The sequence below is a fragment of the Pedobacter sp. GW822-FHT03F06 genome, from assembly GCF_058801365.1.
On the sequence record NZ_JBXANE010000019.1, the window covers coordinates 21,441 to 45,646 of the forward strand.

A 24,206-nucleotide genomic window follows, 5' to 3' on the forward strand; every position below is an offset into this window, starting at 1 on the left:
TTTTTATCTTTAGGATATGTTAACCCACCATAAAATAATTGCAGCCGAATTAAAAGTTGCAGAAAAACAAGTAACGGCAACCATAAATCTGTTAGATGAAGGTGCAACCGTACCCTTTATATCGCGTTACCGTAAAGAGGCCACAGGCAGTTTAGATGAGGTTGAAGTAGCTGCAATCCGCGATCGGGTTTTGCAGTTGCGCGATTTAGACAAGCGCCGGGAAGCAATTTTGAAATCGATGACCGAGCTTGGCAAGTTAACACCAGAACTGGAAAAAAAGATCAACGAAGCAGAAACCATTTCGCTTTTAGAAGACATTTACCTGCCATTTAAACCTAAGCGTAAAACACGTGCATCGGTAGCAAAAGAGAAAGGCTTAGAGCCTTTGGCCTTGCAGATATTTGAGCAAAATGCTTTTGATTTAGAGGCATCAGCAGATAAATTTATCGATGCTGAGAAAGGTGTAAACTCACTTGACGAAGCTTTAGCAGGCGCAAGGGATATCATAGCCGAAATGATTTCTGAAAATGTGGAGGCGCGGACCAAAATGCGCACTTATTTTCAGGAAAAAGCTGTTTTTAAATCAGAAGTGATCAAAGGAAAAGAAGAAGAAGGCATTAAATATAAAGATTACTTTGAATGGAGCGAGCCGGTTAAAACAGCAGCTTCACATCGCGTTTTGGCGATGCGCCGTGGCGAAAAGGAATTAATTTTAAGATTAGATGCACTTCCACCAGCAGAAGATGCCATTGCCATTTTAGAGAACCAGTTTATTTTAGGCAATAACGCCGCTTCAAAACAAGTTCAGCAGGCTTTAGAAGATGGCTATAAACGTTTACTGGAACCGGCTATGGAAACCGAACTTCGTGTATTTACCAAACAAAAAGCGGACGAAGAGGCTATCAGGGTTTTTGCCGAAAATGCACGTCAATTGTTATTGGCAGCCCCAATGGGACAAAAAAATGTACTGGCTATCGATCCTGGTTTCCGTACGGGCTGTAAGGTGGTTTGTTTAGATAAACAAGGTCAGTTGTTAGAAAACACAGCAATTTATCCCCATACGGGACAAGGGAATGTAAAAAATGCCGAATTTACCATTCAACAGCTTTGTGAAAAACATAATGTTGAAGCCATTGCCATTGGTAACGGTACCGCAGGGCGAGAAACTGAAGCTTTTGTTCGTGCGTTAAATTTACCGCACATCACCATTGTAATGGTTAACGAAAGTGGCGCTTCCATTTATTCAGCATCAGAAGTGGCCAGAGAAGAGTTCCCTACACAGGATATTACCGTACGGGGAGCAGTTTCAATCGGTCGCCGTTTAATGGATCCATTGGCAGAACTGGTAAAAATCGACCCAAAATCTATCGGTGTTGGTCAATACCAGCATGATGTTGATCAGAATAAATTACAGGCAAGTTTGGATGATACAGTAATCAGTGCGGTAAACGCTGTGGGTGTAGAATTAAACACCGCCTCAAAACAGATTTTAGCCTATGTTTCTGGCTTGGGTCCAACTTTAGCACAAAATATTGTAGACTATAGAAATACGCATGGTGCTTTTAAAAACCGTGAGAGTTTGAAAAAAGTACCTCGTTTGGGCGACAAAGCTTACGAGCAGGCAGCAGGTTTCTTACGCATTCGCAATGCGGAAAATGTTCTGGATACGAGCGGTGTTCACCCTGAGCGTTATGCTGTAGTAGATAAAATGGCGAAAGATCTGGGCACAACCGTTTCTGCTTTGATGAAAGATACGCAGCTGCAAAAACAGATTAAACCGCAGCAATACGTAACGGATGAAATCGGTTTACCAACACTAACAGATATCTTAAAAGAACTTGCAAAACCTGGCCGCGATCCACGTGAGCAGTTTGAAGCTTTTAGTTTTACAGATGGTGTGAACGAGATTTCAGATTTAAGGATAGGCATGAAACTGCCTGGAATTGTAACCAACATCACCAATTTCGGCGCCTTTGTTGATATCGGTGTACACCAGGATGGCTTGGTTCACACTAGTCAGCTGGCTAACCGTTTTGTGGCTAACCCAAATGATGTGGTAAAAGTGCATCAAAAGGTAGAAGTTACGGTGATGGAAGTTGATGCAGCACGTAAAAGGATTTCGCTATCAATGAAAACTGAAGTTAGTCCGAAGTCTGAAGTCCGCAGTCGGGAGTCTAAAGAACATAAGCCTAAGCAAGAATACAAACCCAATAACAACAAGCCTAATTCCAAACCCCGTAATGAACCAAAAGATGCTGATGGCGATTTACAGGAAAAATTAGCAAAGCTGAAAGGCATGTTTAAATAATTTAGGGCAATTGTCATACTGAGCCTGTCGAAGTATTTAGGGAGTCTTCGACAGGCTCAGTATGACATGTAATTACTGTTTCTCAAACTCCAATCTCTTCTTCGGTAAACTTTCAGGATAATTTGTTTGAATAAACGAAATCATAGCTTCCCTTACATGGCAACGTAAATCGAAAGCCCTTGAAGAATTAGAAGCACTCATCAGAAATCGGACTTCGATGGCGCCATCTTTTGTACTATCGGTAACCTGTACCACATTTACGCGCTTGTCCCAAAGTGGATTAGCATTCAATAACCTGGTTAATTCTTGCCGTAATGGCTCAATTGGGATGGTATAATCAAGATATAAAAAAACCGTTCCAAGCAGATCAGCAGAAACACGTGTCCAGTTTTGAAATGGTTTTTCAATAAAATAGGTAATCGGTAAGATCAACCGCCGTTGATCCCAGATATTAACCACCACATATGTTAAAGTAATTTCTTCGACTTTTCCCCATTCGCCTTCCACAATTACAACATCATCAATTCTGATCGGCTGGGTAAAGGCAATCTGAAAGCCTGCCAATAAATTTCCAAGGGATTTCTGCGCCGCAAAACCGATGATAATCCCACCTATGCCAACACCTGTAAGTAAGCCAGCCCCGATTTTACGCATGCTTTCAAAACTCAATAAAATAATAGCAGCAGTAATTAAAATAATAAGCGAAACAATAAATTTTCGAACAAACTGCAGCTGCGTTCTGATTTTACGTTCCTTTAGGTTATTTTCTTTGTTTAGGTCATATTTCAGGTAGAAATAATCTTCCAAAACGTTAATTGCCCTCACCAAAATAAGTGCAAAAGTAACCGTAAGTGCAATTTCCAATATCTTGGTTATTGGAAGACGATATGTTGGCGCCATCTCCATCAGCGTTAACGAGAAGTTAAGGAACAATAAGGGAATAAAAATAGCTACAGGTCTCCTCAAATGCTTCACTGTCGATTTTATAATGATAAAATCCCACCATCGCGAAAGCAGGATGAAAGTTTTGTGAATGATAAACTTGATTAAAATGCCAAAAGATACCGCTATTAATCCGATGATGAGATTCTTAAAAAACAAAGGGATTGGATAACCGAAAATCTGGTCGATATACTGCATAAACGAAATTTGTGGTTAATAAATACGGCGATTAGCCAATGGATATTCTTATAACAGCTATATTTTTGGATTGTTTGCCAACAGGAAACCAAGAGCCGCAAATAAATTATTTACATTAGCATTTTGCATATCTTCAAAAAAATAAAAGATGAATTTTTTCGATGCCAAAAGTATATTTTTCACGGTTCTTGAATATAAAATGAGCTATCTGGAATTCTTCGCAGTAATTACGGGGATTGTTTCAGTTGTCCTTTCAGCAAAAGCAAGCGTTTGGAGCTGGCCCGCTGGCATTGTTAATGTATTCTTATCAGCCTTTTTGTATTATCAAAACCAGCTTTACCCCGATATGTTTTTGATGGCTTTCTTTTTTATAACCAACATCATGGGCTGGTGGCGGTGGACAAATCCAAAACCTGAGGAAGAAGATAAAAACAAGGAGCTTAAAATCAGTTTTATGCCGTTAAGGCAATTTCTAGTCTTGCTGGCCGTTGGCATTGTTGGCACATTATTAATGGGTACTTTGGCCAGCCAGCTACACAATTGGCTGCCACTATTATTCAATTTACCTAGTGCTTATCCTTTTATTGATTCATTTATTTTTGTAATGAGTGTAATTACCACTTTTTTAATGATCCAGAAAAGAGTAGAATGCTGGATTATCTGGCTGCTCATCGATGTAGTAGCTACTTATTTATACTTTTTAAAAGGCATCAAGTTTATGGGGGTAGAGTATTTAATTTTTACCATCATTGCTGCTTTTGCTTTATGGCATTGGATAAAAGAATACAGAAACTATTCAAAAACCGCATGAAAAGGGGATTAGTGATTGGCAAGTTTATGCCTATTCATAATGGGCATATTGCGCTTATTGATTTTGCTGCATCACATTGCGATGAGCTGATTGTATCAATGAGTTTTACTCCTGCAGACAGGATTGATCCGGTGGTGCGTTTCGAATGGATCAGAGAAATATTTAAAGATCAGCCCAAAATCAAGCCGGCCATTATTGCTGATGATTTTGATAATGAAACACTCCCTTTAAATGATCGGACAAATATCTGGGCGATTAGAATGCGGGAGGTTTATCCAAAGATCGACATTCTTTTTAGTTCAGAATTTTATGGAGAGCCTTTTGCTGCCAATTTAGACGCTAAACATATTTTGTTTGACGAACCAAGAAAATTCATCCCTGTTTCTGCAACTATGATCAGATCCAACCCATTCCAATACTGGGGATTTATCCCGAAAGAAGTCCGCCCATATTTTGTAAAGAAGATTTGTTTCTACGGACCAGAAAGCACAGGAAAATCGACCATGTCCGAGAAAATGGCTATGCATTATCAAACTACCTTTGTTCCAGAAGTTGCGCGAGAATTAATCAACTCGAACGATATCACAATTGATGATATTATCAAAATCGGGGTAGCACAAACGGAAAGGGTAAAAGAAAAAACCAAAGTTGCGAATAAAATCATTTTTTGTGATACTGATTTAATTACGACAAAAATATACTCGCGATACTATTTAAATGAGATTCCGGATATCCTAAACGATCTTGAAAATGAAATCAGGTACGATTTATATTTTCTATTGGATATTGATGTAGAATGGGTAGCTGATCATCTCCGCGATTTTGGAGATAGGCGCCTGGAAATGTTTAATCTGTTTAAGAATGAGCTTGAAAAACGTGGAATAAACTATATTCAGATCAGTGGAAATTATGCAGAAAGGGAAGAAAAGATCAAAAAAATTATAGATTCAATTTTGGTCTAAAGCATCTATTTTTTGTATCTTCAATTCAAATCCAAAAAATGATATGACAGCTAAACAAGTGCTTCCTATCATCCCTGACAATATTGTAGTTAATAAAATTTACGAGCTAAGAGGTCTTAAAGTGATGCTCGATAGCGATTTGGCCGAGCTCTATGGAGTAGAAACTAAGGTTTTAAATCAAAGTATCCGCCGAAACATAGAACGTTTCCCCAATGATTTCATGTTCCAACTAACCGGTGAAGAATGGGAATCTTTGAGGTCACAAATTGTGACCTCAAAAGGTAAAAGAGGTGGAAGAACCTATTTACCCAATGTTTTTACCGAACATGGCATATTAATGCTCTCAAGTGTATTAAATAGCAAGCAAGCGATTCAGGTGAATATTCAAATTGTAAGGATTTTCTCGCGCATACGCCAATTCATTATTGATAGCGGCGAACTCAAACTTGAAATCGAAGAGATTAAACAAAAAGTAAGTAATCAGGATAAAAACATCGAATTGGTTTTCACCTATTTGGATAAACTCATCGATAAGAAAATTGGGCCGAGAAAAAGAATTGGCTATATGCCTGATGATTTGTGATTTTAATGAATATTTAAAAAATCTTGAAGTCGCAAATTGCGACTTCAAGATTTGACTCAGGAAATTGGCGCCGTAAATTTAACCATTAATAGCACCACCCTACCTGAATTTTCTAAACGGGATTGCAGCGATATCCTTTTTTGTTTTTTGCTTCGACAAATTAATAGCGCTGAGGCAAGAAATTTGTCAAAGCTTAAAAAAACAAAAAAAATTTAGCGTAAAGCCTGTCTGGAACCACCCAAATAATTTCCGGTTTTCTTTTCACAACCTGAAAAAGATATAGCCTGTTAGATGCTGAAATAAATTCAGCATGACGATTGCGAGGTAAAATCCAAAACTTTTTTCAACCAACTATTTGATAATAAAAGTATTCTATCTATCTTTGCAGTCCCAAATTTAATGGGAATAATAAATTGTTTAATAAATTAAATACAAGCAAGTGAATACGTTAAGTTACAAAACTGTCTCGGCCAATGCGAAAACTGTTAACAAACAGTGGATTGTTGTTGATGCGCAAGGCGAGATTTTGGGGCGCTTGTCATCGAAGATCGCTATGATCATCCGTGGTAAAAACAAGCCTGAGTACACCCCACACGTAGACTGCGGAGATAACGTTATCGTTATTAATGCAGACAAGGTTAAATTGACAGGAAACAAATTCAGCGAAAAGCAATATGTTTCTTATACTGGTTATCCAGGTGGTCAACGTTTTATTTCTCCTAAGGAGTTAATGGCGAAACACCCTCAACGTGTAATCGAGAAAGCGGTACGCGGTATGCTACCGAAAACTAAATTGGGTAAAAAATTATACACCAATCTTTTTGTGTATGCTGGTGAAACTCACCCTCATGCAGCTCAATCTCCAAAAACCATTAAACTTTAAGAAATGTCAGTTACTAACACTTCAGGAAGAAGAAAAACAGCTGTTGCACGTATCTACTTAAAAGATGGTGCTGGCGCAATTACCGTTAACGGTAAAGATCACAAAGTATATTTCCCAACTTTACCATTGCAATATATCGTAAACCAAAGTTTAGAAGTTTCTGAACTTGTAGGTCGTTATGATATCACTGTAAATGTTCAAGGTGGTGGAGTAAAAGGACAAGCAGAAGCTGTTCGTTTAGCTATTGCTAAAGCGATTGTTGAACTAGATGCGGAGAAAAAACCTGCATTACGTGCTAAAGGCCTAATGACGCGTGATATGCGTATGGTTGAGCGTAAAAAACCAGGACGTGCTAAAGCTCGTAAGAAATTCCAATTCAGTAAACGTTAATCACAGGAGGCAAAGACAATGGCAAGAACAACTTATCAAGACTTATTGGATGCAGGTGTACACTTTGGTCACCTTACCCGTAAATGGAATCCAAAAATGGCTCCTTACATTTTCATGGAGCGTAATGGAATTCACATTATAGATTTAAATAAAACTTTAACTAAAACTGAAGAAGCTGCGGCTGCGATTAAACAAATCGTAAAATCAGGACGTAAAGTATTATTTGTTTCAACAAAAAAACAAGCAAAAGGAATCGTAGCTGAACAAGCTAAAAAAGTAAACATGCCTTTCGTAACCGAGCGTTGGTTAGGTGGTATGTTAACTAACTTTGCTACTGTTCGCAAGTCAATCAAAAAGATGTCTAACATCGATAAAATGACTAAAGACGGTACTTATTCGATCTTATCTAAAAAAGAGCGTTTAATGATTCAACGTGAGCGTATTAAATTAGAATCACTTTTAGGTGGTATTGCTGATTTAAACCGTTTACCTGCAGCATTATTCTTAATTGATGTTAAGAAAGAACACATTGCAGTTACTGAAGCGTTAAAATTAAACATCCCTACTTTTGCGATGGTTGATACTAACTCTGATCCTTCTAACATCGATTTCCCTATCCCGGCGAATGATGATGCTACAAAATCAATCTCTTTAATTACTGATGTAATTATCAAAGCTATTGAAGAAGGTTTAGATGAGCGTAAACGCGAAAAAGATGATGAGGCTGAAAAAGAAGCAGTAGCTGCTAAAGCTGCCGCTGATGCTCCAGAAGCAAAAGAGCCAAGACGTAAAAAAGCTGCTGAGGCAGAAGTTGAAGCGTCAGCATCAGAAGAAACTAAAACAGAAGAATAGTAATATTTTTTTAATTGCAGGTTACTGGTTTCAGGTTTTAAGTTGGCTTAACATGAGTTTAACTTGGCGCTTGTAACTTGTAACCTGTAATTGTTATAACAAGATTGTAAAATTTAAAAAAGGAAATAAAATGTCTACAGTACAAATTACTGCCGCTGATGTAAATAAACTACGCCAACAAACTGGTGCTGGTATGATGGATTGCAAAAAAGCTTTAGTAGAAGCTAATGGCGATTTCGAAGCTGCTGTTGATTTATTGCGCAAAAAAGGTCAAAAAGTATCTGCCGCTCGTTCTGGTAATGCTACTTCTGAAGGTCTGGTATCAATCAATGTTTCAGCGGATGGCACAAATGGTAAATTACTTGCTTTAGCTTGCGAAACTGAACCTGTTTCTAAAGTTGAAGATTTCCGTAATCTAGCTCAGGCCGTTTTAGCTGCAGCAGTTGCCAACAATCCTGCTACTGCTGAAGAATTATCAGCGATTACTTTGGAAGATGGACGTACAGTTGCCGAAACCATAACTGAACTAACCGGTAAAATCGGAGAGAAAATCGTTATTCAAGAGTACGCAAATATATCTGGCGAAAAAATCGTTTCTTATATCCACTCTAATGGTAAAATGGGTGTTTTAGTGGTATTTGAAGGCGCTAATGGCGTAGATATTACTGAAGCTGGTAAAGATGTTGCCATGCAAATTGCTGCAATGAACCCAGTTGCTGTTGATAAAGACGGTGTTGATCCTGCTACTATCGAACGTGAAATTGAGATCGCTAAAGACGTTATCCGTCAAGAAGGCAAACCAGAAGAAATGGTTGAGAAAATTGCTGCTGGTAAATTGAATAAATTCTACAAAGACAGTACTTTATTAAACCAGGAGTTTGTTAAAGATAGCGCTATGGATGTGCGTAAATATTTAGATAACACTTCTAAAGGTTTAACAGTATCTGCTTTCAAACGTGTACAATTAGGTGCATAAGCACTTCTAGAATAATAAAAAGCTCCCAAAAAATTTTGGGAGCTTTTTTTATGCGTGGTATTCCTACAATTCCCTTCCTCTCTCCATTCCAATACCATTACGCATTTCAATAGAAGAAGACATCGTCATCTCGACTGAAACGCAGTGAAATGGAGAGATCTAATTCAAAAACGCTCTCTAGATAGATTTCTCGACTCCGTCGCACCCGATAGCTATCGGGTCCGCTCGAAATGACGACCGCTTAAGTTTTACCTATTTCCTCAAAGCAGTATAAGCACCAACTTCCTTACCCGAATCATCGAGCATACTCGCCACAAGTTTATTTCTATCAGCTTTTATCTTGGTAATTGTTCTTGTCCCTGTCCTCGGGCCACCACCAATAATTAAAGGGTAATGGTTTAATGCTTTATCAGGTTGGTGCACCATGTACTTATGAGTATGGCCACTTAAAACCAAGTCTACTTTACCCTGATTTAACAATGGCTCAAATAGCTCAGTGCAATGTTTTGGTCCATGCGCATCGCCCGAAAAGCGTGGTGGAATATGCATCATCACAACTCTAAACGGTGCTTTTTTAAATTCTCTTGAATTTATTTCTGTTTTCAGCCATTCAGCCTGTTGAACTCTATAATCATCAAAATCTACAATACCCGCGTATACTGGATGCGCATCTTCTTTATCTTCACCAGTATCTAAAATTACAAAACGAACAGGCCCTAAGGTAAAAGCTGTGTGGCCAACATGCATATAATACTGCGGAAATTCGCGTGCAAATTTACCTCTTGTTTCGTGATTGCCCCTTACGTAAATAAAAGGGGTACGCTTTGCAAAACTATCTACACAAGGCTGGAGCATATGTTCGATAATCTGTTTCTCATCAGTTTGATAATCGAATATATCTCCGTTAAAGAAAATAAAGTCTTGCTTCTTGTCCTGAACCAGCCCTAACAATTGAGGGATTGATTCTGGGCGATCGTGCGTATCATTCATCATTAAGAATGAAACTTCCTCTTTCGCTCGGTCGGCATTCACAAATTCCTCTACAGCACTGCTTACCGTTACACCATAGGTTAATTTGTAGGGCTGGAAGTCTTTAATTTCCTTCGAAACAATTTTATAATAATATTTTGTTCCTGGTTTTAAATTTTTGAGCGTTACGGCATTCAACTTACTATTAGCCTGCATCAAGCCCAACTCGGCCTTTCCATATGCTTTTTGACTTAGCTGGTCAGCCTGCTCCCCAAATTCTACCCAACCTGCAGCATTTTTATTGGTTAACCAAAGAATGGTCATTTCATTATTGAAATTGGTTTGGAGATAAGGACCTACTGCAATTTTAAAACCTTCTTCCTCAGCGGGTACAGCTGCAATCGCCATTGTTGGAGCTACCAAAGCAGCAGCACCTAAAGTGAGTCCGGCCTTTAAAAAACCTCTTCTATTAGACTGATTTTCATTCATTTGGTTATTTTATCTTATTACCCAAATATATACCTACAATATTTAACTTTAACCGTGTAAGATTAAATTTACTCAAACGTTTGATATGCCTAAAGTAATTTCCAATATCTCCTATTTTCAGGGCAACGATTTAAAAAAAAATCAGGACATCATAATTAATGGCGCTCTAATTTCCAATATTAATGAAAGCAGCAACAAAGAAACCAGTCCTTCGCTTGTTATACCAGGTTTTATAGATTTACAGATTTATGGTGCCGGCGATAGGTTATTTTCAGCCGAGCCAAGCACCGAATCATTAAGTATCATGGAAAATGACCTACTTAAAAAAGGCACTACAGGCTTTTTAGCTTGTATGGCAACAAATTCTCCTGAAGTTTTTGATGAATGTATCAAAGCAGCTAAAGAACACCGTAAATCTGCAAAAAACTTTATGGGCTTACATTTAGAAGGACCGTTTTTAAATCCGAAACGCTTAGGTGCCCATGTTCCTGCCTTTGTACGTAAAGCCTCACTGGATGAAATTAAGAAACTGATTGATTTTGGTGATGGTGTAATTAAAATGATGACGATAGCGCCGGAAATCCAGGATGATGAAGTCATCCAACACTTACTAGACCATGGTGTTGTGGTTTCATTAGGGCATAGTAATGCAACTTTTGATGAGGCAACTAGTGCTTATAACAAAGGCATCCAAACCACTACTCACCTTTTTAATGCCATGAGTCCAATCCATCACCGTGAACCGGGTATTCCGACCGCTGTTTTTAGCCACGACAAAGCTATGGCCAGTATTATTGCCGATGGGCAACATGTAGATTTTGCAGTAGTAAAGTTTGCTCAAAAACTATTAAGAGAACGTTTGTTCCTCATCACCGATGCGGTTACTGCTTGTTCAATAGGGCCATATCAGCATGTTCAAAAGGGCAATAAATATGTGATGCCCGATGGTACGCTTTCCGGCTCATCGCTCACCATGTTAGAAGCGGTCAGAAATTGTGCATTACATTGTGATATCAGCTTAAATGATGCAGTTAAAATGGGAACGCTCTACCCTGCCCAATTGATCGGAATAGAAAATCTTACTGCCACGATAGAAACCGGGCATCAGGCAAACTTATTGGTACTTGATGATGATCTGAATTTAAAAGAAGTCATATTTAAAGGCGAAACGATATAAGTCCAAAGACCTGCCAAACACCATAAAAACGATATCACAAAAGGAACAATATTTTATTTATTGTTCCTTTTTCTTTAAATGAGCATTTCTATTTAAATATTTACATCAATTATTAAAAAGCATAGCTTGGTATTAAAAAAATGTTAATATTTTTGAGGTCATGAAATACAAACGCATCCTATTAAAGCTTAGCGGAGAATCGCTAATGGGCGACAAACAATATGGAATTGATAATGAACGCGTTAAACAATACGCAGAAGATATCAAAGCCGTGCACGATAAAGGTTTAGAAATCGCAATCGTAATTGGAGGAGGAAATATTTTTAGAGGTTTAAGCGCCGAAAAAAGTGGGATGGACAGGGCACAGGCCGATTATATGGGCATGTTGGCAACCGTTATCAACTCTATGGCCCTGCAAGATGCGTTAGAAAAAGTGGGTATTAAAACACGTTTACTTACCGCCATTAAAATGGAGCAGATCTGTGAGCCATTTATCCGCAGAAGAGCTGTTCGCCATTTAGAAAAAGGCCGTGTGGTTATTTTTGGTGCAGGAACGGGAAATCCATACTTCACAACCGATTCTGCAGCAGCTTTGCGCGCTATCGAAATCAAAGCTGATGTTGTTTTAAAAGGAACACGTGTTGATGGGATTTATACAGCCGACCCTGAGAAAGATCCATTGGCCACTAAATATGAAGAAATTTCTTTCAGGGAAGTTTACGATAAGGGGCTTAATGTAATGGATATGACCGCATTTACCCTTTGCGAAGAAAACCAAGTGCCGATTATTGTGTTTGATATGAACAAACATGGCAATTTCATGAAAATCGCCAATGGCGAACCTATTGGAACCTTGGTTAAATAAGGAATAAAAATTATTATTTTTGTAGAAATACACACAATTATGAACGACCTCATACAATTACAATTAATGGATGCTCAATCTGCAATGGACAGAGCCATCGATCATTGTGAATCTGAATTAACTAAAATCAGAGCTGGCAAAGCATCAGCTGGAATGTTGGATGGTATTTTCGTGGATTATTATGGCGCCGCTACAGCATTATCACAAGTAGCTAGTATTAATACGCCAGATGCCAGAACAATCGTAATCCAACCTTGGGAAAAATCACTTTTAACTGCAATTGAAAAAGCTATTCAAGTAGCCAATATTGGTATCAATCCACAAAATGATGGTATTGTTATCCGTCTGGTTGTGCCGCCTTTAACAGAAGAGCGTAGAAAAGACTTAGTGAAAAAAGTGAAGGAAGAAGCCGAAAGAGGCCGCATTACTGTCCGCAACATCCGTAAAGATGCCAATACCAAAATTCAAAAACTGAAAGGCGAAGGTGTATCTGATGATGAGATTAAAACAGGTGAAGGCGAAGTGCAAAAGTTAACCGATGCTTATATCATTAAGGTTGACAAACATGCAGAGGCCAAAGAAAAAGATGTAATGACAGTTTAATCTGTGTAAAATATAAACCGAACGGGAATGGATTTAAATCTATTCCCTTTTTTATTGCTTATTTTTTTGCGCTTGAGCCCCTAACGTTTAAGATGGTAGGTAACGATACCTGCGTATTTTCGACAGACTTTCCGGCTTTTTTGAGCTTATTCAATAAAATTTTCATCACGTTTTCTGCAATGGCCTCGAGAGGCTGTGCAATAGCCGTAACCGGAGGCTCGCAAAACTCCAGGATTTCGAAATCATCGAAAGAAACAACTGCCATATCCTTGTGGATCTGAATCCCTAGTTTCCTAAAAGTTCTTAAGCCATCTAAACAAATATAGTTGGCTGCAAAAACTACCGCATCTAGCTCTTTCTCCGCTTTAAAAAACTTGATCATCTCCTCAATTGAGTCGGCAGAATTTACATATTTAATCTTCTTTACAATTGCCGGCAAGTTATATTTTTCTACAGCGCTTTCGTAACCGGCCAAACGGTCTACCATCTGTTGCTGTAAGGTATCGATGGTTACGAAACCTATTTTTTTATAATTATTTTTAATGAGGTGCGCTGTGGCTTCGTAGGTGCTGCTTAGGTTATCGATTATTACATAATCCGTTTTAACATCCTGTACATACCGATCAAATAGTACTACTGGAGCCTCTGTTTGAATCAATTTTTTAACTTCTTCTTCCAAACCCTCAGGCAAGGCCATAATATAGCCATCAACATGCCTGTCTTTAAAAATCTGTAGCAGTTCTATTGCCTTTTCGGTATCGTTCCTGGTACTGCTAAAAAGTATCTTATAACCAAGGCTCGAAGCAATTTCATCAATTCGGCGCGCTATACCTGAGAAAAAAGGTTCAGAAATATCATCAACCAGGAATCCGATAATTTTTGTTTTGCCTGTTCTTAAACTTGTTGCAAGGGTATTGGGCTGATAATTTAATTCAGCAACCAGTTCTAAAACCTTTTTGGTAAGCGATTCGCTAATATTTTTTTCTCTTGCTTTCCCATTAATTACAAACGATACAGTTGTAATGGAAATATTTAATTGTTTAGCGATATCTTTAATCGAAACGCGTTTCTTCATCACAGGCATTTAACGGATAAAATTTGATGGGTAATATAACAATATATCTATAAATATAGGAGGGTTATGAAAAAAACTAGTTTAAAAAGAAAAAGAGCAACCTATCCAGGATTGCTCGATTAACTAACTTATTATTCATAAAAAATGCTGTTGGGGAAGGAGTCGAACCTTCAAGGGGTAGTTAGCTACAGTTCAAAAAATTAATTTGTGGTCAACCCAATAAACTGCGTTTGTCCCATTATTCCCCACCACCGAGACAAGGAGGCGTGTCTGCCAATTTCACCACCCAACAATTTTAGTCATTAGTCCAAAGCCTGCAGTCGTAAGTCTACTAAAGACTATGGACTCTTGACTTAGGACTAAAGCCGCTGTAGGGGAAGGAATCGAACCTTCAAGGAGTGGTTAGTACCGAAACCGGTATATTCCCATTATTCTCCGCCACCGAGACAAGGAGGTGTGTCTGCCTGTTTCACCACCCTACATTATGTTATGCAATTTTGAAAGAACGTTTCCTTTTTGTTAATTGCTTGATACAAATGTAAAGGAACAACCAATACCTTGCAAATATTTTAAACATTTAATTTTATTTTTATAATATTGATAAATATTCGTAAATTCGCTTATCATAATTCAAAAATATGCTTAAAAAAGACAATTCCAATTTAGAAATTGACAACCTCGACATCGATATATTGAAGCAATTGATGCAGGATGCCACTAAACCTTATACAGAAATCGCTAAAGATCTGATTGTTTCGGGCGGAACCATACATGTTAGGATGAAGAAACTGCAGGAAATGGGCATTATCAAGGGCTCCCACTTAATCATTGATCCGCAGAAGGCTGGATATGATATTTGTGCCTTTTTGGGTATTTACCTGGAGAAAGGAATCCAGTACAAAGATGCCGTTGCACAACTGAGCAAAATTAAGGAAGTGGTAGAATTGCATTATACTACCGGTGCCTACAGCATGTTTGCCAAAATTATCTGCAGGGATACCAATCATTTACGCCATGTTTTAAACGAAGAAATACAGGCCGTGAACGGTATTCAGCGTACGGAGACTTTAATCTCGTTAGAAGAGAGCATTAAGCGTCAGATTGAACTGGGGTAAAAGCAGAAAGACTAAAGCGGAAAGACTAAAGCAAAAGGATGTTATTAGAGCACCAAGCTTAAATGGCCTTAATGCCTTATATGGTAAAATGCTTTTAATTACGCTTAATAATTATTGGGAAATGAACGTTCAGTGGGGTTTCGGGAACGGCAGTCCCGTTATCCGCTATAGCTCCGATAAATCCCAATGTAAAATCGGAAGGAGGCTGCCGCTACTACCGGGTTTAGAAACAAAGGTTTGTGCAATAAATAGCAATTTGCTTATCGACCCTTCGACTACGCTCAGGGTGACAAACGCAACAACCTGTTCAATATAAGGACTCGGAGAAGGGCACATATACTCCTAGACAAAAATAGTACTACCTAACGGGCCACCTAGACCCGATCCGATAGCTACCGGATGGAGTGAACACGAAGCCGCAGGCAAAGTAAAACTGAAAGCGGTAGGTAGCTCACATAAGCTGTACAGGAATTGCTCTTCTAATCATTATAATAAATATTTTAGTAACGCCCTTCGACTCCGCTCAGGGTGACAACGCGGGAATATGTTGTAAAAAACTATTCTCTCAACTCATGTTTAATCCGGATATAAGTTAGAAAGCATTATCAAGACAGATTTCTCGGCTACGTTGTACTCCGCTCGAAATGACGGATCTATTTATTTCAACAACTGATAAGCAACAAGCGCAGCAACGTAAGCCATGGCTGTCATATAAGCCAATTGGATAACCGGCCATTTCCATCCTTTGGTTTCACGGTAAACAATAGCAACTGTACTCATGCACTGCATAGCAAAAGCGTAAAAAAGCATTAACGAAATACCTGTAGCAAAACTATACACAGGTAAGCCAGTGCGGCTATTCACCGAGGCCGACATACGTTCTCTAATGGTTGCTGTATCTTCGTCACCGCCATCAACACTATAAATGGTGGCCATTGTACCCACAAAGGCTTCACGGGCAGCAAAAGAGGTAATTAAACCGATACCAATCTTCCAATCGTATCCCAGAGGGCGGATGGCAGGCTCGATCCAATGCCCAAGGATACCTACATAAGAGTTTTCCAACTTCTCTGTAGCCACTATGGTCTTGATGTGATCTGTATTTTTTGTGGTATCGGCCAAAGCGGTTTCGTATTTTTTATCGATACTTTCGAAACGGTTTCCTGGCCCGAAAGAGGCCATTACCCAAAGGATGATGGAAATGGCAATGATTACCTTACCCGCTTCAAAAACAAAGGTTTTCGATTTCTCATACATGGTGTAGAATACATTTTTCCACCTTGGCATGCGGTAAATAGGCAGCTCCATGATAAAATATGACCTTTCTTTGGTTTTGATGATGAATTTCATTACCCATGCCACTAATACCGCAGCGATAATACCTACCAGGTACATCACCATCAGCGCCAATCCCTGCAGGTTAAAAATACCTAGAACGTTTTGAGAAGGAATGATTAAGGAAATGATTAAAATATACACCGGGAGCCTCGCCGAACAGCTTACCAATGGGGTAACCATGATCGTAATCATCCTGTCTTTCCAGTTTTCGATATTTCTTGCAGCCATAATAGACGGAACTGCACAGGCCAAACCACCGATCATTGGCACTACCGATTTACCGTTAAGGCCAACCTTGCTCATAATTTTATCCATCATAAAGGTAACACGGGCCATGTAGCCGGTATCTTCTAAAATGGATATAAAGGCAAAAAGGATTGCAATCTGTGGGATAAATACGAATATGCCACCCAGTCCGGCAACAACACCATCCAATAACAGATCGGTAAGCATACCCGCCGGCAGATATTCGTGACCGGTACTCGTTATAAAACCAAAACCAGTCTCAATCCAGTCCATTGGATAGGACGACCAGGCAAATATAGCATTGAAAATAACAAAAAGAATGAGCAGGAAAATGGCAAATCCCCATATTTTATGGGTTAAAATAGCATCCAATTTATCACTAAAAGAAAACTTCTTTTCAGTACCCTTGTCAACAACCACATCAGATAAAATGGTACTGAGGTGTTTGTACCTGGCAATGGTTTCTGCAGCCTGAATTTTTGAAGATTCGAAATGGTGCGACTGCTCTATATTTTCAATTTCTTCTTGTTCCTTTTCGGTAAAGAAAGTTAAATGCTCGTGCTGGTGCAAAACCTGCAGCGCGTAATAATCGTTATCAGAATTAAGTTTCGATTTTATGGCATTAATCGCTTCAGGAGCTAGAAAATTCACATCTACATCCTGCAGCTGTGTGGCAATTTTATTGGTATTGGCAATGGCCTGTTTTAGTTTGTCAATCCCAATGTTGTTTCGTGCTGAAATGGGAACCACCTGGACGCCCAGTTTCTCTGCAAGTTTATCCAGATTAATCTCGATCCCCTGTTTAGCCGAAAGATCGATCATATTCAGGGCTAAAATCATAGGAATGCCTAAATCTGCTACTTGCGAATACAAAAGCATATTGCGCTTTAAATTGGAAGCATCGGCAATGAGGACAATAACATCAGGATGGCTATTGTTTTTTTTATCGGCAAGTACTTGAAAAACGATACTTTCGTCAGCACTTTTCGGATATAAGCTATATGTTCCAGGTAAATCAATGATCTCGGCTTCTTTACCATCAGCAAGTTTGGTAAAACCTGTTTTCTTATCGACAGTGATGCCTGGAAAATTTCCGATTTTTTGATTTAACCCTGTTAAACGGTTAAATAAAGTAGATTTACCTGTATTGGGATTACCAACTAACGCAACTTTAATATCCAAACCCAGCTTTTTTATTGAATAATGATAACATCGGCTTCGCTTTTACGCAAGCAAAGCTGATAACCAGCAACACGGATCGCCATAGGATCGCCCAAAGGAGCAAAACGCTCTACCTCTACCACCTCACCAGGCAAGCAGCCCATCTCCATTAACTTTACAGACATATCTAAATCTGTAAAAGCTACAATTGTTCCTTTTTCTCCAACTTTAAGGTGCGACAGTTTCATGTGCTAAATTTGGCGCAAGTTAACCTTTCTTTAGATTTATTCCAAATAAGATAGTGGTGTGTGGGATATAAATTACACAGCTTTACCCTAAAATGATCTAGTTCCGCTGTCTGCCTCCGCCAAAGCCGCCACCGCCATTACCACCACGGCCCCTGCCGCCTTCTTCACCTCCCCTGATGCGGTTTTTACCACCCATACGGTTTAAGGAATAGGTAAACGAAACCATAAAATAACGCTGCAATACATTATAACTTACATCCTGAATGGTATTGTTATTGGCCGTACGGCTTACGCCCTGGTTTTCGTTCAGTAAGTCGTTTACCGCCGCTTTAAAGGTTCCCCTGTTTTTGAAAAACTGTTTGCTGATGTAAGAATTTACGAGCGTAAAATGTGTATCAAAACCCTCTCCCCTTCCGGTATTCTGGTTATAATCGGCATCTATTGCCCAGCGGATATTTCCAGGGAACAAATAGCTTACACTCACATTCGGACTAAAGGTATAATAACGTGTATTAGAATTAGGCTGAACCGAGTATGTTGCACGGTTAATTGAGCCACTTACGCCTGCTGTTAAATCGAGCTTATCTAAATTAGAGACCAGACGATAGCCATTGGTAACAGACCAGCTATTGGTGATATTTTTTAAGGCGTTGGTAAAGTTTACATCCCTATCATAACTACCACTAACGTTGATATGGAAATTCAGCTTATTCTCGGCCATAATCGGCAAACTTAATGAAGAGGAAACAGACCCTGAGTAAACACCACTTACATTAACCGGAGTAATGGCCAGTTTCCCCTGGTCTTCGCCACTTTGAATCAGGCTGCTGCTATTCGCAATCCGGTTTGACGTTTGGGTAAGGTTTAAATTCACGAATAAGGACCTGTTTTTTCCAACAGTAAATGTATTGTAGGCTACACGAAGGGTATTATTGAATTCGGGTTTCAGATCGGGGTTACCAACGGGAATACTTTGTGTGTTGGTATTGTTCCTGATCGGCTGTAACTGCTGAATAGTCGGCTGGTTTGTACTCCCCCTATAGTTAAATACCAGGCGTTTGCTGTTGCTAAAATTATACCTGAACATAGCCGAAGGCGTGTAGTTGAAAACATTCTGCTTGAGTACAAAGCCCCTGCTGATATTGTTATTTGTGCGATCTGTGTTCTGAACCGCCATGCCCACATTCCAGTTGTATTTTTTTGCCATTTTGTTAAAGCTAAAACCCGCCAAGTTGGTTAAAATGGTATTTTCATAGGCATTGCTAAAGGTTTCATCCAACAGATCATATTGTAAAGTGGCCGGATTGAAATTATAGGTAAAACGATCGGATGTATTGTGGTTATAACCATTCTGGTAATTAAATTCCAGGCTCAAAGTTTTATCCAGGGGTTCGGTATATACCAATCTTGTATTCTGACTGATGGACTCACTCTCCTGATCATTAAACTGATCGGTTGTTTTTTGAGTAGTTGTCCCGTTTTCTTTTCTGGTTTCAGGGTTGGTATTGTAATTATCAGCATCGTTATTGTTGATGTTGGTACTGAAGTTTAATGAAAGCGTTCTTCCCCTGCGCATAAATTTTTTACGCAATAAAATGTTGTTGCTGATGGATGGCGCGGTATTGTGATTTCTTAACGTCTGCGTTCCAGTAATCATGTACCTGTTAAAATCTCGGGTATAGGTGCTGTTGTTCAAGCTCTCGTTATCGGTATAACTTAAATTTGGCTGTATCCGAAGCGAGGTCAACGAATCAATCTTGGTATCGACCATAAAGTTTAAGCGGTGATTTAACCGATCGGAATTATTGACCTGGTTGTTATTAAAAACTGTAGTCTCATTACCCAATAAATTTTGCCTTACACTGTTCGACAGAATAAGGTTATCAGATTTATTAACGAAATAACTTAGACTAACTTCGGTTTGATCGGCATATTCATCCGAAAAATTAAAACCGCCAGCTTTGGTATCGGTAATTCCGCCCCGGCCACCATTACTGCCGCCATTCCCTCCACCCAAGCCACCGCCAAAGTTTTGTTTGTTTACATTGTTGAACTGCGCAATTATGCTCAATCGCTTATCTTGGTTAAAATGGTTAATGTTCGCATTTACATCGTAACGGTCATTAGAACCATAGCCCGCCGTGCTATTTCCAAAATAACCGTTTTTCTTATCTTTTCTGGTGGTGATATTAATGATCTTGGTTCTCGAGCCATCATCGATTCCGGTAAACTGTGCCTGATCTGACAGTTCATCAATAATCTGAATTTTATCGATCATATCGGCTGGAAGGTTTTTAGTAGCCAATAAAGGATCGTTCCCAAAAAACTCTTTACCATCTACTTTAACTTTTGTAATGGTTTCGCCCTGGGCTTTTACTGTTCCAGCCTTATCTACCTCTACTCCTGGCAGTTTCTTTAACAGGTCTTCTACTACTGCATTCTCTACCACTTTAAACGAGCTTGCATTAAACTCGAGTGTATCCTTTTTCACCACAATCGGCGGAATTTCTGCTTTAATATCAACCGTTTGAAGGTCTATTGCGCCACCTTCTAAAACAATATCGCCCAAGATGATATCAAGTTTATCTGTTGAGATGGTAAAATCTTTAGTGGTATTTTTTAAGCCTAAAAATGCAGCATATAACTTGTAAGTACCAGGTTTTAACCCCTTGAAAACAAATTTCCCATCTTCGGTGGTGCTCACTGCACCAACCATACTAGAATCGGTTAAGTTTTTAACCGCTATAGAGGCATAATCGATTGGTTTTTTATCTTTTGATTGGACAACCCGTCCGCTAACTGAACCCGTTTTCTGAGCGTAAACATAAAAAGATGATAAAATAAGAAGGAGCGTAAAAATTTGTTTCATTCGGTTAGTTTGGTTTATAGCATAGAGACTATCGACTTTTATAAAGGTTTATTTTTACTTAGGTAACATTTGAAATACATAAATGTCAACAATACATTTAATCATAAAACTCCGCGGCTATAAAACAGGAAAGTCCCGGTTAAAACCGAGACTTTTCTAAAGTAAAATCGTCATTTCGACTGGAGTGTAATCCCGAACTTTCGGGAGAGAAATCTTTAAGCATTATTTTAGATTTCTCCTCCAAAGGAGCTCCTTTGGAACACTTCGGTCGAAATGACGATATAGTGAAGAAGACAGATTACATTCTCATACGACGACCGCCATCGCCTCCCTGAGCAGGCATCTGCATATCTCCGCTCATATTTCTTCCGCCGATTCGGGTTAAAGAATAGGTGAATGAGAACATGTAATAACGTTTTAACACGTTATAGTTTAAATCTGTAATGGTATTATTGGTTGCTGTTCTGCTAATGCCCTGGTTCTGGTTAAATGCATCGTTAACAGCAATTTTAAATGTACCTCTATTTTTAAAGAACTGGCGGCTGATATAAGAATTTACCAAAGTATATTCGGTATTATATCCTTCACCTCTACCTGTATTTTTAATATAATCTAAATCTACCGCTAAACGGATATTTCCGGGAAATAAATAACTGATATCAAAACTGGGATTTAAGGTATAATAGTTTGTGGTGGAGTTTGGCTGGGCAGAGTAAGTTGCCCTATTGTATGTGCCAGAAATACCGCCAGTAAGATCAAATTTATCAAAGTTGGTTACAAAATTATATTTGTTGGTAACTGACCAGGAATTCGTGATATTTTTTACCAGATCAGCAGTGTTATTATTACCCGAGGTAAAATTCACATTCCTGTTGTAGTTTCCGTTTAACGATGCATTCAGTGTCAATTTACGTTCAGGTAAAATTGGGACCCCCATATTGATACTTGCATTACCCGAATAAACTCCATCAACATTAACGTAGGTCGTTCTGATTTTACCGAAATCCTTATCATTTTGGTCAGTCACCAATTGACTACTGTTACCAATTGCATTAAAAGTTTGACTCAGACTTAAAAAAGCGAAGAACATTCTGCTTTTGGCGAAATCAAAATTATTATAGTTAATATTTAAATTATTGTTAAACTGAGGCTTTAAACCTGGATTACCGACAAAAACACTTTGTGTATTGGTATTATCAGGTATTGGCTGTATCTGGTTGATTGTTGGCTGTTGGGTTGTTCCTCTATAACGGATATTCAATCTTCTGGAGTTGCTGAAATTATACCTGAAATTAGCCGAGGGCGTTAAATTGATAAAATTCTGCGTTCTTACCAAACCCGTTGTTAGGTTGGTATTTTCGCGATTGGTTTGTTGTGCAGCTAAACCAATATTCCAGTTATATTTCTTTTCGTTGGTGGTAAAACTTACACCCGCAGCATTTGTTAACGTTTGATTCTCATAAATATTGGTAAAATCCAGATTAACAAGATCATATTGCCCGCTTGCTGAGTTGAAATCCAATACCTGGCGGCCCTGGTTATCATGGCTATATCCATTTTGATAGTTAAACTCTAAACTTGTTGTTTTTGATAAGGGCTCGGTATATACCAATCTGGAGGTATTGTTAATAGAGTTTGTGTTCACTTTGTTCAACTGATCGATCAAACTAGCCGTTGGCGTACTGTTAATGGTATTCGTTTCAGATATGTAATTATAATTATCGGCATCATTATTATTAATACTGGTGTTAACATTAAGCGATAATGTTCTCCCGCGTCTTTTAAACTTTTTACGGACCAAAAGATTATTGCTGATGTTTGGAGCAGTACTGTTGCTGATATAGCGCTGATTTCCGACAGTTGTAGACTGGATCAGATTTCGGGTATAATCGCTCAAGTTTGTAGCATCACTTTCGGTATAGGATACGTTTGGCTGGATCTTAATTGTTGTGGAAGAATCCAGCTTGGTATCGATCATAAAATTAAACCTATGGTTGATCCGGTCCGTATTATTATCCGCATTGTTCGAAACGGTAGTAATTCTGTCTCCCAATAAATTTTGAGTGAAACTTGTCTGCTGGTTTGAAACAGCCGATTTGTTAAAAAAGTAACTTCCCTGAATTTGGGTGCCATCTTTATAGGTATCTGCAAAGTTTAAACCAGCTGCATTTGTGGTTGTAATGCCACCACTACCCGCACCACTGCCACCACCGCCAAAATTACCCCGGCCACCGCCGCCAAAACCGTTACCAACGCCATTGCCCTGTCCGAAGTTTTGTTTATTTACGTTGTTAAATTGGCCGATAAAACTAAACTGCTGGTCATTATCGAACTTGTTCACATTTAAGCTTGCATCATAACGATCTTGTGTTCCATATCCAACCGTGCTATTTCCAAAATAACCCTTTTTCATTCCGGCTTTAGTGGTGATATTTAAGATTTTATTCCTCGTACCATCATCAACGCCTGAAAATTGAGATTGCTCAGACATCTCATCAATTACCTGGATCTTATCTACCATATCGGCAGGCAAGTTTTTGGTCGCCAATAAGGGATCTGTTCCAAAAAACTCTTTACCATCTACTTTAACCTTGGTAACGGTTTCGCCCTGCGCTTTAATACTTCCATCTTTTGCCACCTCTACTCCAGGTAGTTTCTTCAACATATCTTCTACAACAGCGTTCTCTCTAACCTTGATCGATTTCCCATCAAACTCTATGGTATCGGTTTTTACAACCACCGGAATGCTTGCAGTAACATTAACATCTTTTAAATCTACACCATCATCACTCATGCTAATTTCGCCCGCATTTACTGCTGCTTTAGCCACTTCTATATCTTTAGTAGCTGTTTTTAAACCTAAAAAGGCGGAGTAGATTCTATATTTACCTGGAGCAATGCTCTTAAAACTGAAAGATCCATCAGGATTGGTTTGACCTGAGGCCACAACACTCGAATCTTTTAAGCTTTTAACCGCTATGGTAGCAAAGTCGACCGGCTTTTTATCTTTTGCGTTAATTACTTTACCGCTTATTGAGCCAGTATTTTGAGCCTGGGCAATATATCCACAAAATAGGAGCACAATGAATATTGCCCGCTGAACGTTTCTTTTCATTAAAAAAAATTAGATATTATAATACAAAACT

General features: G+C 38.8%; 19 protein-coding genes and 1 tRNA gene. 12 read left to right on the forward strand and 8 right to left on the reverse strand.

From position 1 onward, the window contains the following. Nucleotides 1–16 precede the first annotated feature (16 nt). Nucleotides 17–2,308 carry a Tex family protein gene (locus tag AC1RJ8_RS24120; protein WP_492956000.1) on the forward strand — a complete coding sequence of 764 codons (2,292 nt, stop codon included), beginning with the start codon at nucleotides 17–19 and terminating at the stop codon, nucleotides 2,306–2,308. Nucleotides 2,309–2,380: 72 nt separating this feature from the next. Here AC1RJ8_RS24120 and AC1RJ8_RS24125 read toward each other — a convergent pair whose 3' ends face one another. After that, the gene (locus tag AC1RJ8_RS24125; protein ID WP_492955999.1) at nucleotides 2,381–3,448 is read right to left on the reverse strand and encodes a mechanosensitive ion channel family protein; all 1,068 of its coding nucleotides are present in this window, start codon (nucleotides 3,446–3,448) and stop codon (nucleotides 2,381–2,383) included. Nucleotides 3,449–3,596: 148 nt separating this feature from the next. Between AC1RJ8_RS24125 and pnuC the strand changes: the two genes are divergently transcribed. The 7 genes from pnuC (at nucleotide 3,597) to tsf (ending at nucleotide 8,905) form a co-directional block, all read left to right on the forward strand. Next, nucleotides 3,597–4,259, forward strand: coding sequence for a nicotinamide riboside transporter PnuC (gene pnuC, locus AC1RJ8_RS24130; RefSeq protein ID WP_492955998.1), 663 nt, complete (start codon nucleotides 3,597–3,599; stop codon nucleotides 4,257–4,259). After that, a complete protein-coding gene (locus AC1RJ8_RS24135; protein WP_492955997.1) occupies nucleotides 4,256–5,221 on the forward strand; it encodes an AAA family ATPase in 966 nt (321 codons plus the stop codon). The genes pnuC and AC1RJ8_RS24135 overlap by 4 nt, the downstream gene beginning before the upstream one ends. Nucleotides 5,222–5,264: 43 nt before the next feature. Next, nucleotides 5,265–5,804 carry an ORF6N domain-containing protein gene (locus AC1RJ8_RS24140; protein ID WP_492955996.1) on the forward strand — a complete coding sequence of 180 codons (540 nt, stop codon included), beginning with the start codon at nucleotides 5,265–5,267 and terminating at the stop codon, nucleotides 5,802–5,804. 439 nt (nucleotides 5,805–6,243) lie between these two features. Beyond that, nucleotides 6,244–6,687 carry a 50S ribosomal protein L13 gene (gene rplM / locus AC1RJ8_RS24145; RefSeq protein WP_010602007.1) on the forward strand — a complete coding sequence of 148 codons (444 nt, stop codon included), beginning with the start codon at nucleotides 6,244–6,246 and terminating at the stop codon, nucleotides 6,685–6,687. A gap of 3 nt (nucleotides 6,688–6,690) precedes the next feature. Further along, the gene (gene rpsI / locus AC1RJ8_RS24150; RefSeq protein ID WP_029279076.1) at nucleotides 6,691–7,077 is read left to right on the forward strand and encodes a 30S ribosomal protein S9; all 387 of its coding nucleotides are present in this window, start codon (nucleotides 6,691–6,693) and stop codon (nucleotides 7,075–7,077) included. Between the two features lie 18 nt (nucleotides 7,078–7,095). Further along, on the forward strand, nucleotides 7,096–7,929 hold the full coding sequence (rpsB, locus tag AC1RJ8_RS24155) for a 30S ribosomal protein S2 (protein WP_057931874.1): 834 nt from the start codon (nucleotides 7,096–7,098) through the stop codon (nucleotides 7,927–7,929). Between the two features lie 130 nt (nucleotides 7,930–8,059). Beyond that, nucleotides 8,060–8,905 (forward strand): translation elongation factor Ts, encoded by an 846-nt coding sequence (tsf, locus tag AC1RJ8_RS24160; RefSeq protein WP_492955995.1) that lies wholly within the window; start codon nucleotides 8,060–8,062, stop codon nucleotides 8,903–8,905. A 252-nt stretch (nucleotides 8,906–9,157) separates the two neighbouring features. Here tsf and AC1RJ8_RS24165 read toward each other — a convergent pair whose 3' ends face one another. Then, complete coding sequence (locus tag AC1RJ8_RS24165; RefSeq protein WP_492955994.1) at nucleotides 9,158–10,363, reverse strand: purple acid phosphatase family protein; 1,206 nt, start codon at nucleotides 10,361–10,363, stop codon at nucleotides 9,158–9,160. Nucleotides 10,364–10,448: 85 nt separating this feature from the next. Between AC1RJ8_RS24165 and nagA the strand changes: the two genes are divergently transcribed. The 3 genes from nagA (at nucleotide 10,449) to frr (ending at nucleotide 13,008) form a co-directional block, all read left to right on the forward strand. Next, entirely contained in the window at nucleotides 10,449–11,540 is a 1,092-nt protein-coding gene (gene nagA, locus AC1RJ8_RS24170; protein ID WP_492955993.1) for an N-acetylglucosamine-6-phosphate deacetylase, read from the forward strand. A 160-nt stretch (nucleotides 11,541–11,700) separates the two neighbouring features. Continuing rightward, nucleotides 11,701–12,405, forward strand: coding sequence for a UMP kinase (gene pyrH, locus AC1RJ8_RS24175; RefSeq protein ID WP_086548079.1), 705 nt, complete (start codon nucleotides 11,701–11,703; stop codon nucleotides 12,403–12,405). A 39-nt stretch (nucleotides 12,406–12,444) separates the two neighbouring features. Beyond that, nucleotides 12,445–13,008 (forward strand): ribosome recycling factor, encoded by a 564-nt coding sequence (frr, locus tag AC1RJ8_RS24180; protein WP_029279059.1) that lies wholly within the window; start codon nucleotides 12,445–12,447, stop codon nucleotides 13,006–13,008. Between the two features lie 58 nt (nucleotides 13,009–13,066). Here the strand turns inward: frr and AC1RJ8_RS24185 are convergent, their stop codons facing one another. Continuing rightward, complete coding sequence (locus AC1RJ8_RS24185) at nucleotides 13,067–14,083, reverse strand: LacI family DNA-binding transcriptional regulator (RefSeq protein ID WP_492955992.1); 1,017 nt, start codon at nucleotides 14,081–14,083, stop codon at nucleotides 13,067–13,069. Nucleotides 14,084–14,230: 147 nt separating this feature from the next. Further along, nucleotides 14,231–14,375 (reverse strand) — tRNA-Asp (locus tag AC1RJ8_RS24190). 346 nt (nucleotides 14,376–14,721) lie between these two features. Between AC1RJ8_RS24190 and AC1RJ8_RS24195 the strand changes: the two genes are divergently transcribed. Continuing rightward, a complete protein-coding gene (locus AC1RJ8_RS24195; RefSeq protein WP_025145395.1) occupies nucleotides 14,722–15,198 on the forward strand; it encodes an Lrp/AsnC ligand binding domain-containing protein in 477 nt (158 codons plus the stop codon). A 657-nt stretch (nucleotides 15,199–15,855) separates the two neighbouring features. On the opposite strand, the gene feoB is transcribed toward AC1RJ8_RS24195, so the two are convergent. The 4 genes from feoB to AC1RJ8_RS24215 all read right to left on the reverse strand — a co-directional run bounded on the left by feoB (nucleotide 15,856) and on the right by AC1RJ8_RS24215 (nucleotide 24,175). Beyond that, a complete protein-coding gene (gene feoB, locus AC1RJ8_RS24200) occupies nucleotides 15,856–17,964 on the reverse strand; it encodes a ferrous iron transport protein B (RefSeq protein ID WP_492955991.1) in 2,109 nt (702 codons plus the stop codon). Nucleotides 17,965–17,975: 11 nt separating this feature from the next. Then, complete coding sequence (locus AC1RJ8_RS24205; protein WP_055913318.1) at nucleotides 17,976–18,191, reverse strand: FeoA family protein; 216 nt, start codon at nucleotides 18,189–18,191, stop codon at nucleotides 17,976–17,978. A gap of 97 nt (nucleotides 18,192–18,288) precedes the next feature. Next, nucleotides 18,289–21,060, reverse strand: a complete 2,772-nt coding sequence (locus tag AC1RJ8_RS24210; RefSeq protein WP_492955990.1) for an outer membrane beta-barrel protein — start codon at nucleotides 21,058–21,060, stop codon at nucleotides 18,289–18,291. A 298-nt stretch (nucleotides 21,061–21,358) separates the two neighbouring features. Beyond that, nucleotides 21,359–24,175 carry an outer membrane beta-barrel family protein gene (locus AC1RJ8_RS24215; protein ID WP_492955989.1) on the reverse strand — a complete coding sequence of 939 codons (2,817 nt, stop codon included), beginning with the start codon at nucleotides 24,173–24,175 and terminating at the stop codon, nucleotides 21,359–21,361. Nucleotides 24,176–24,206: the final 31 nt, after the last annotated feature.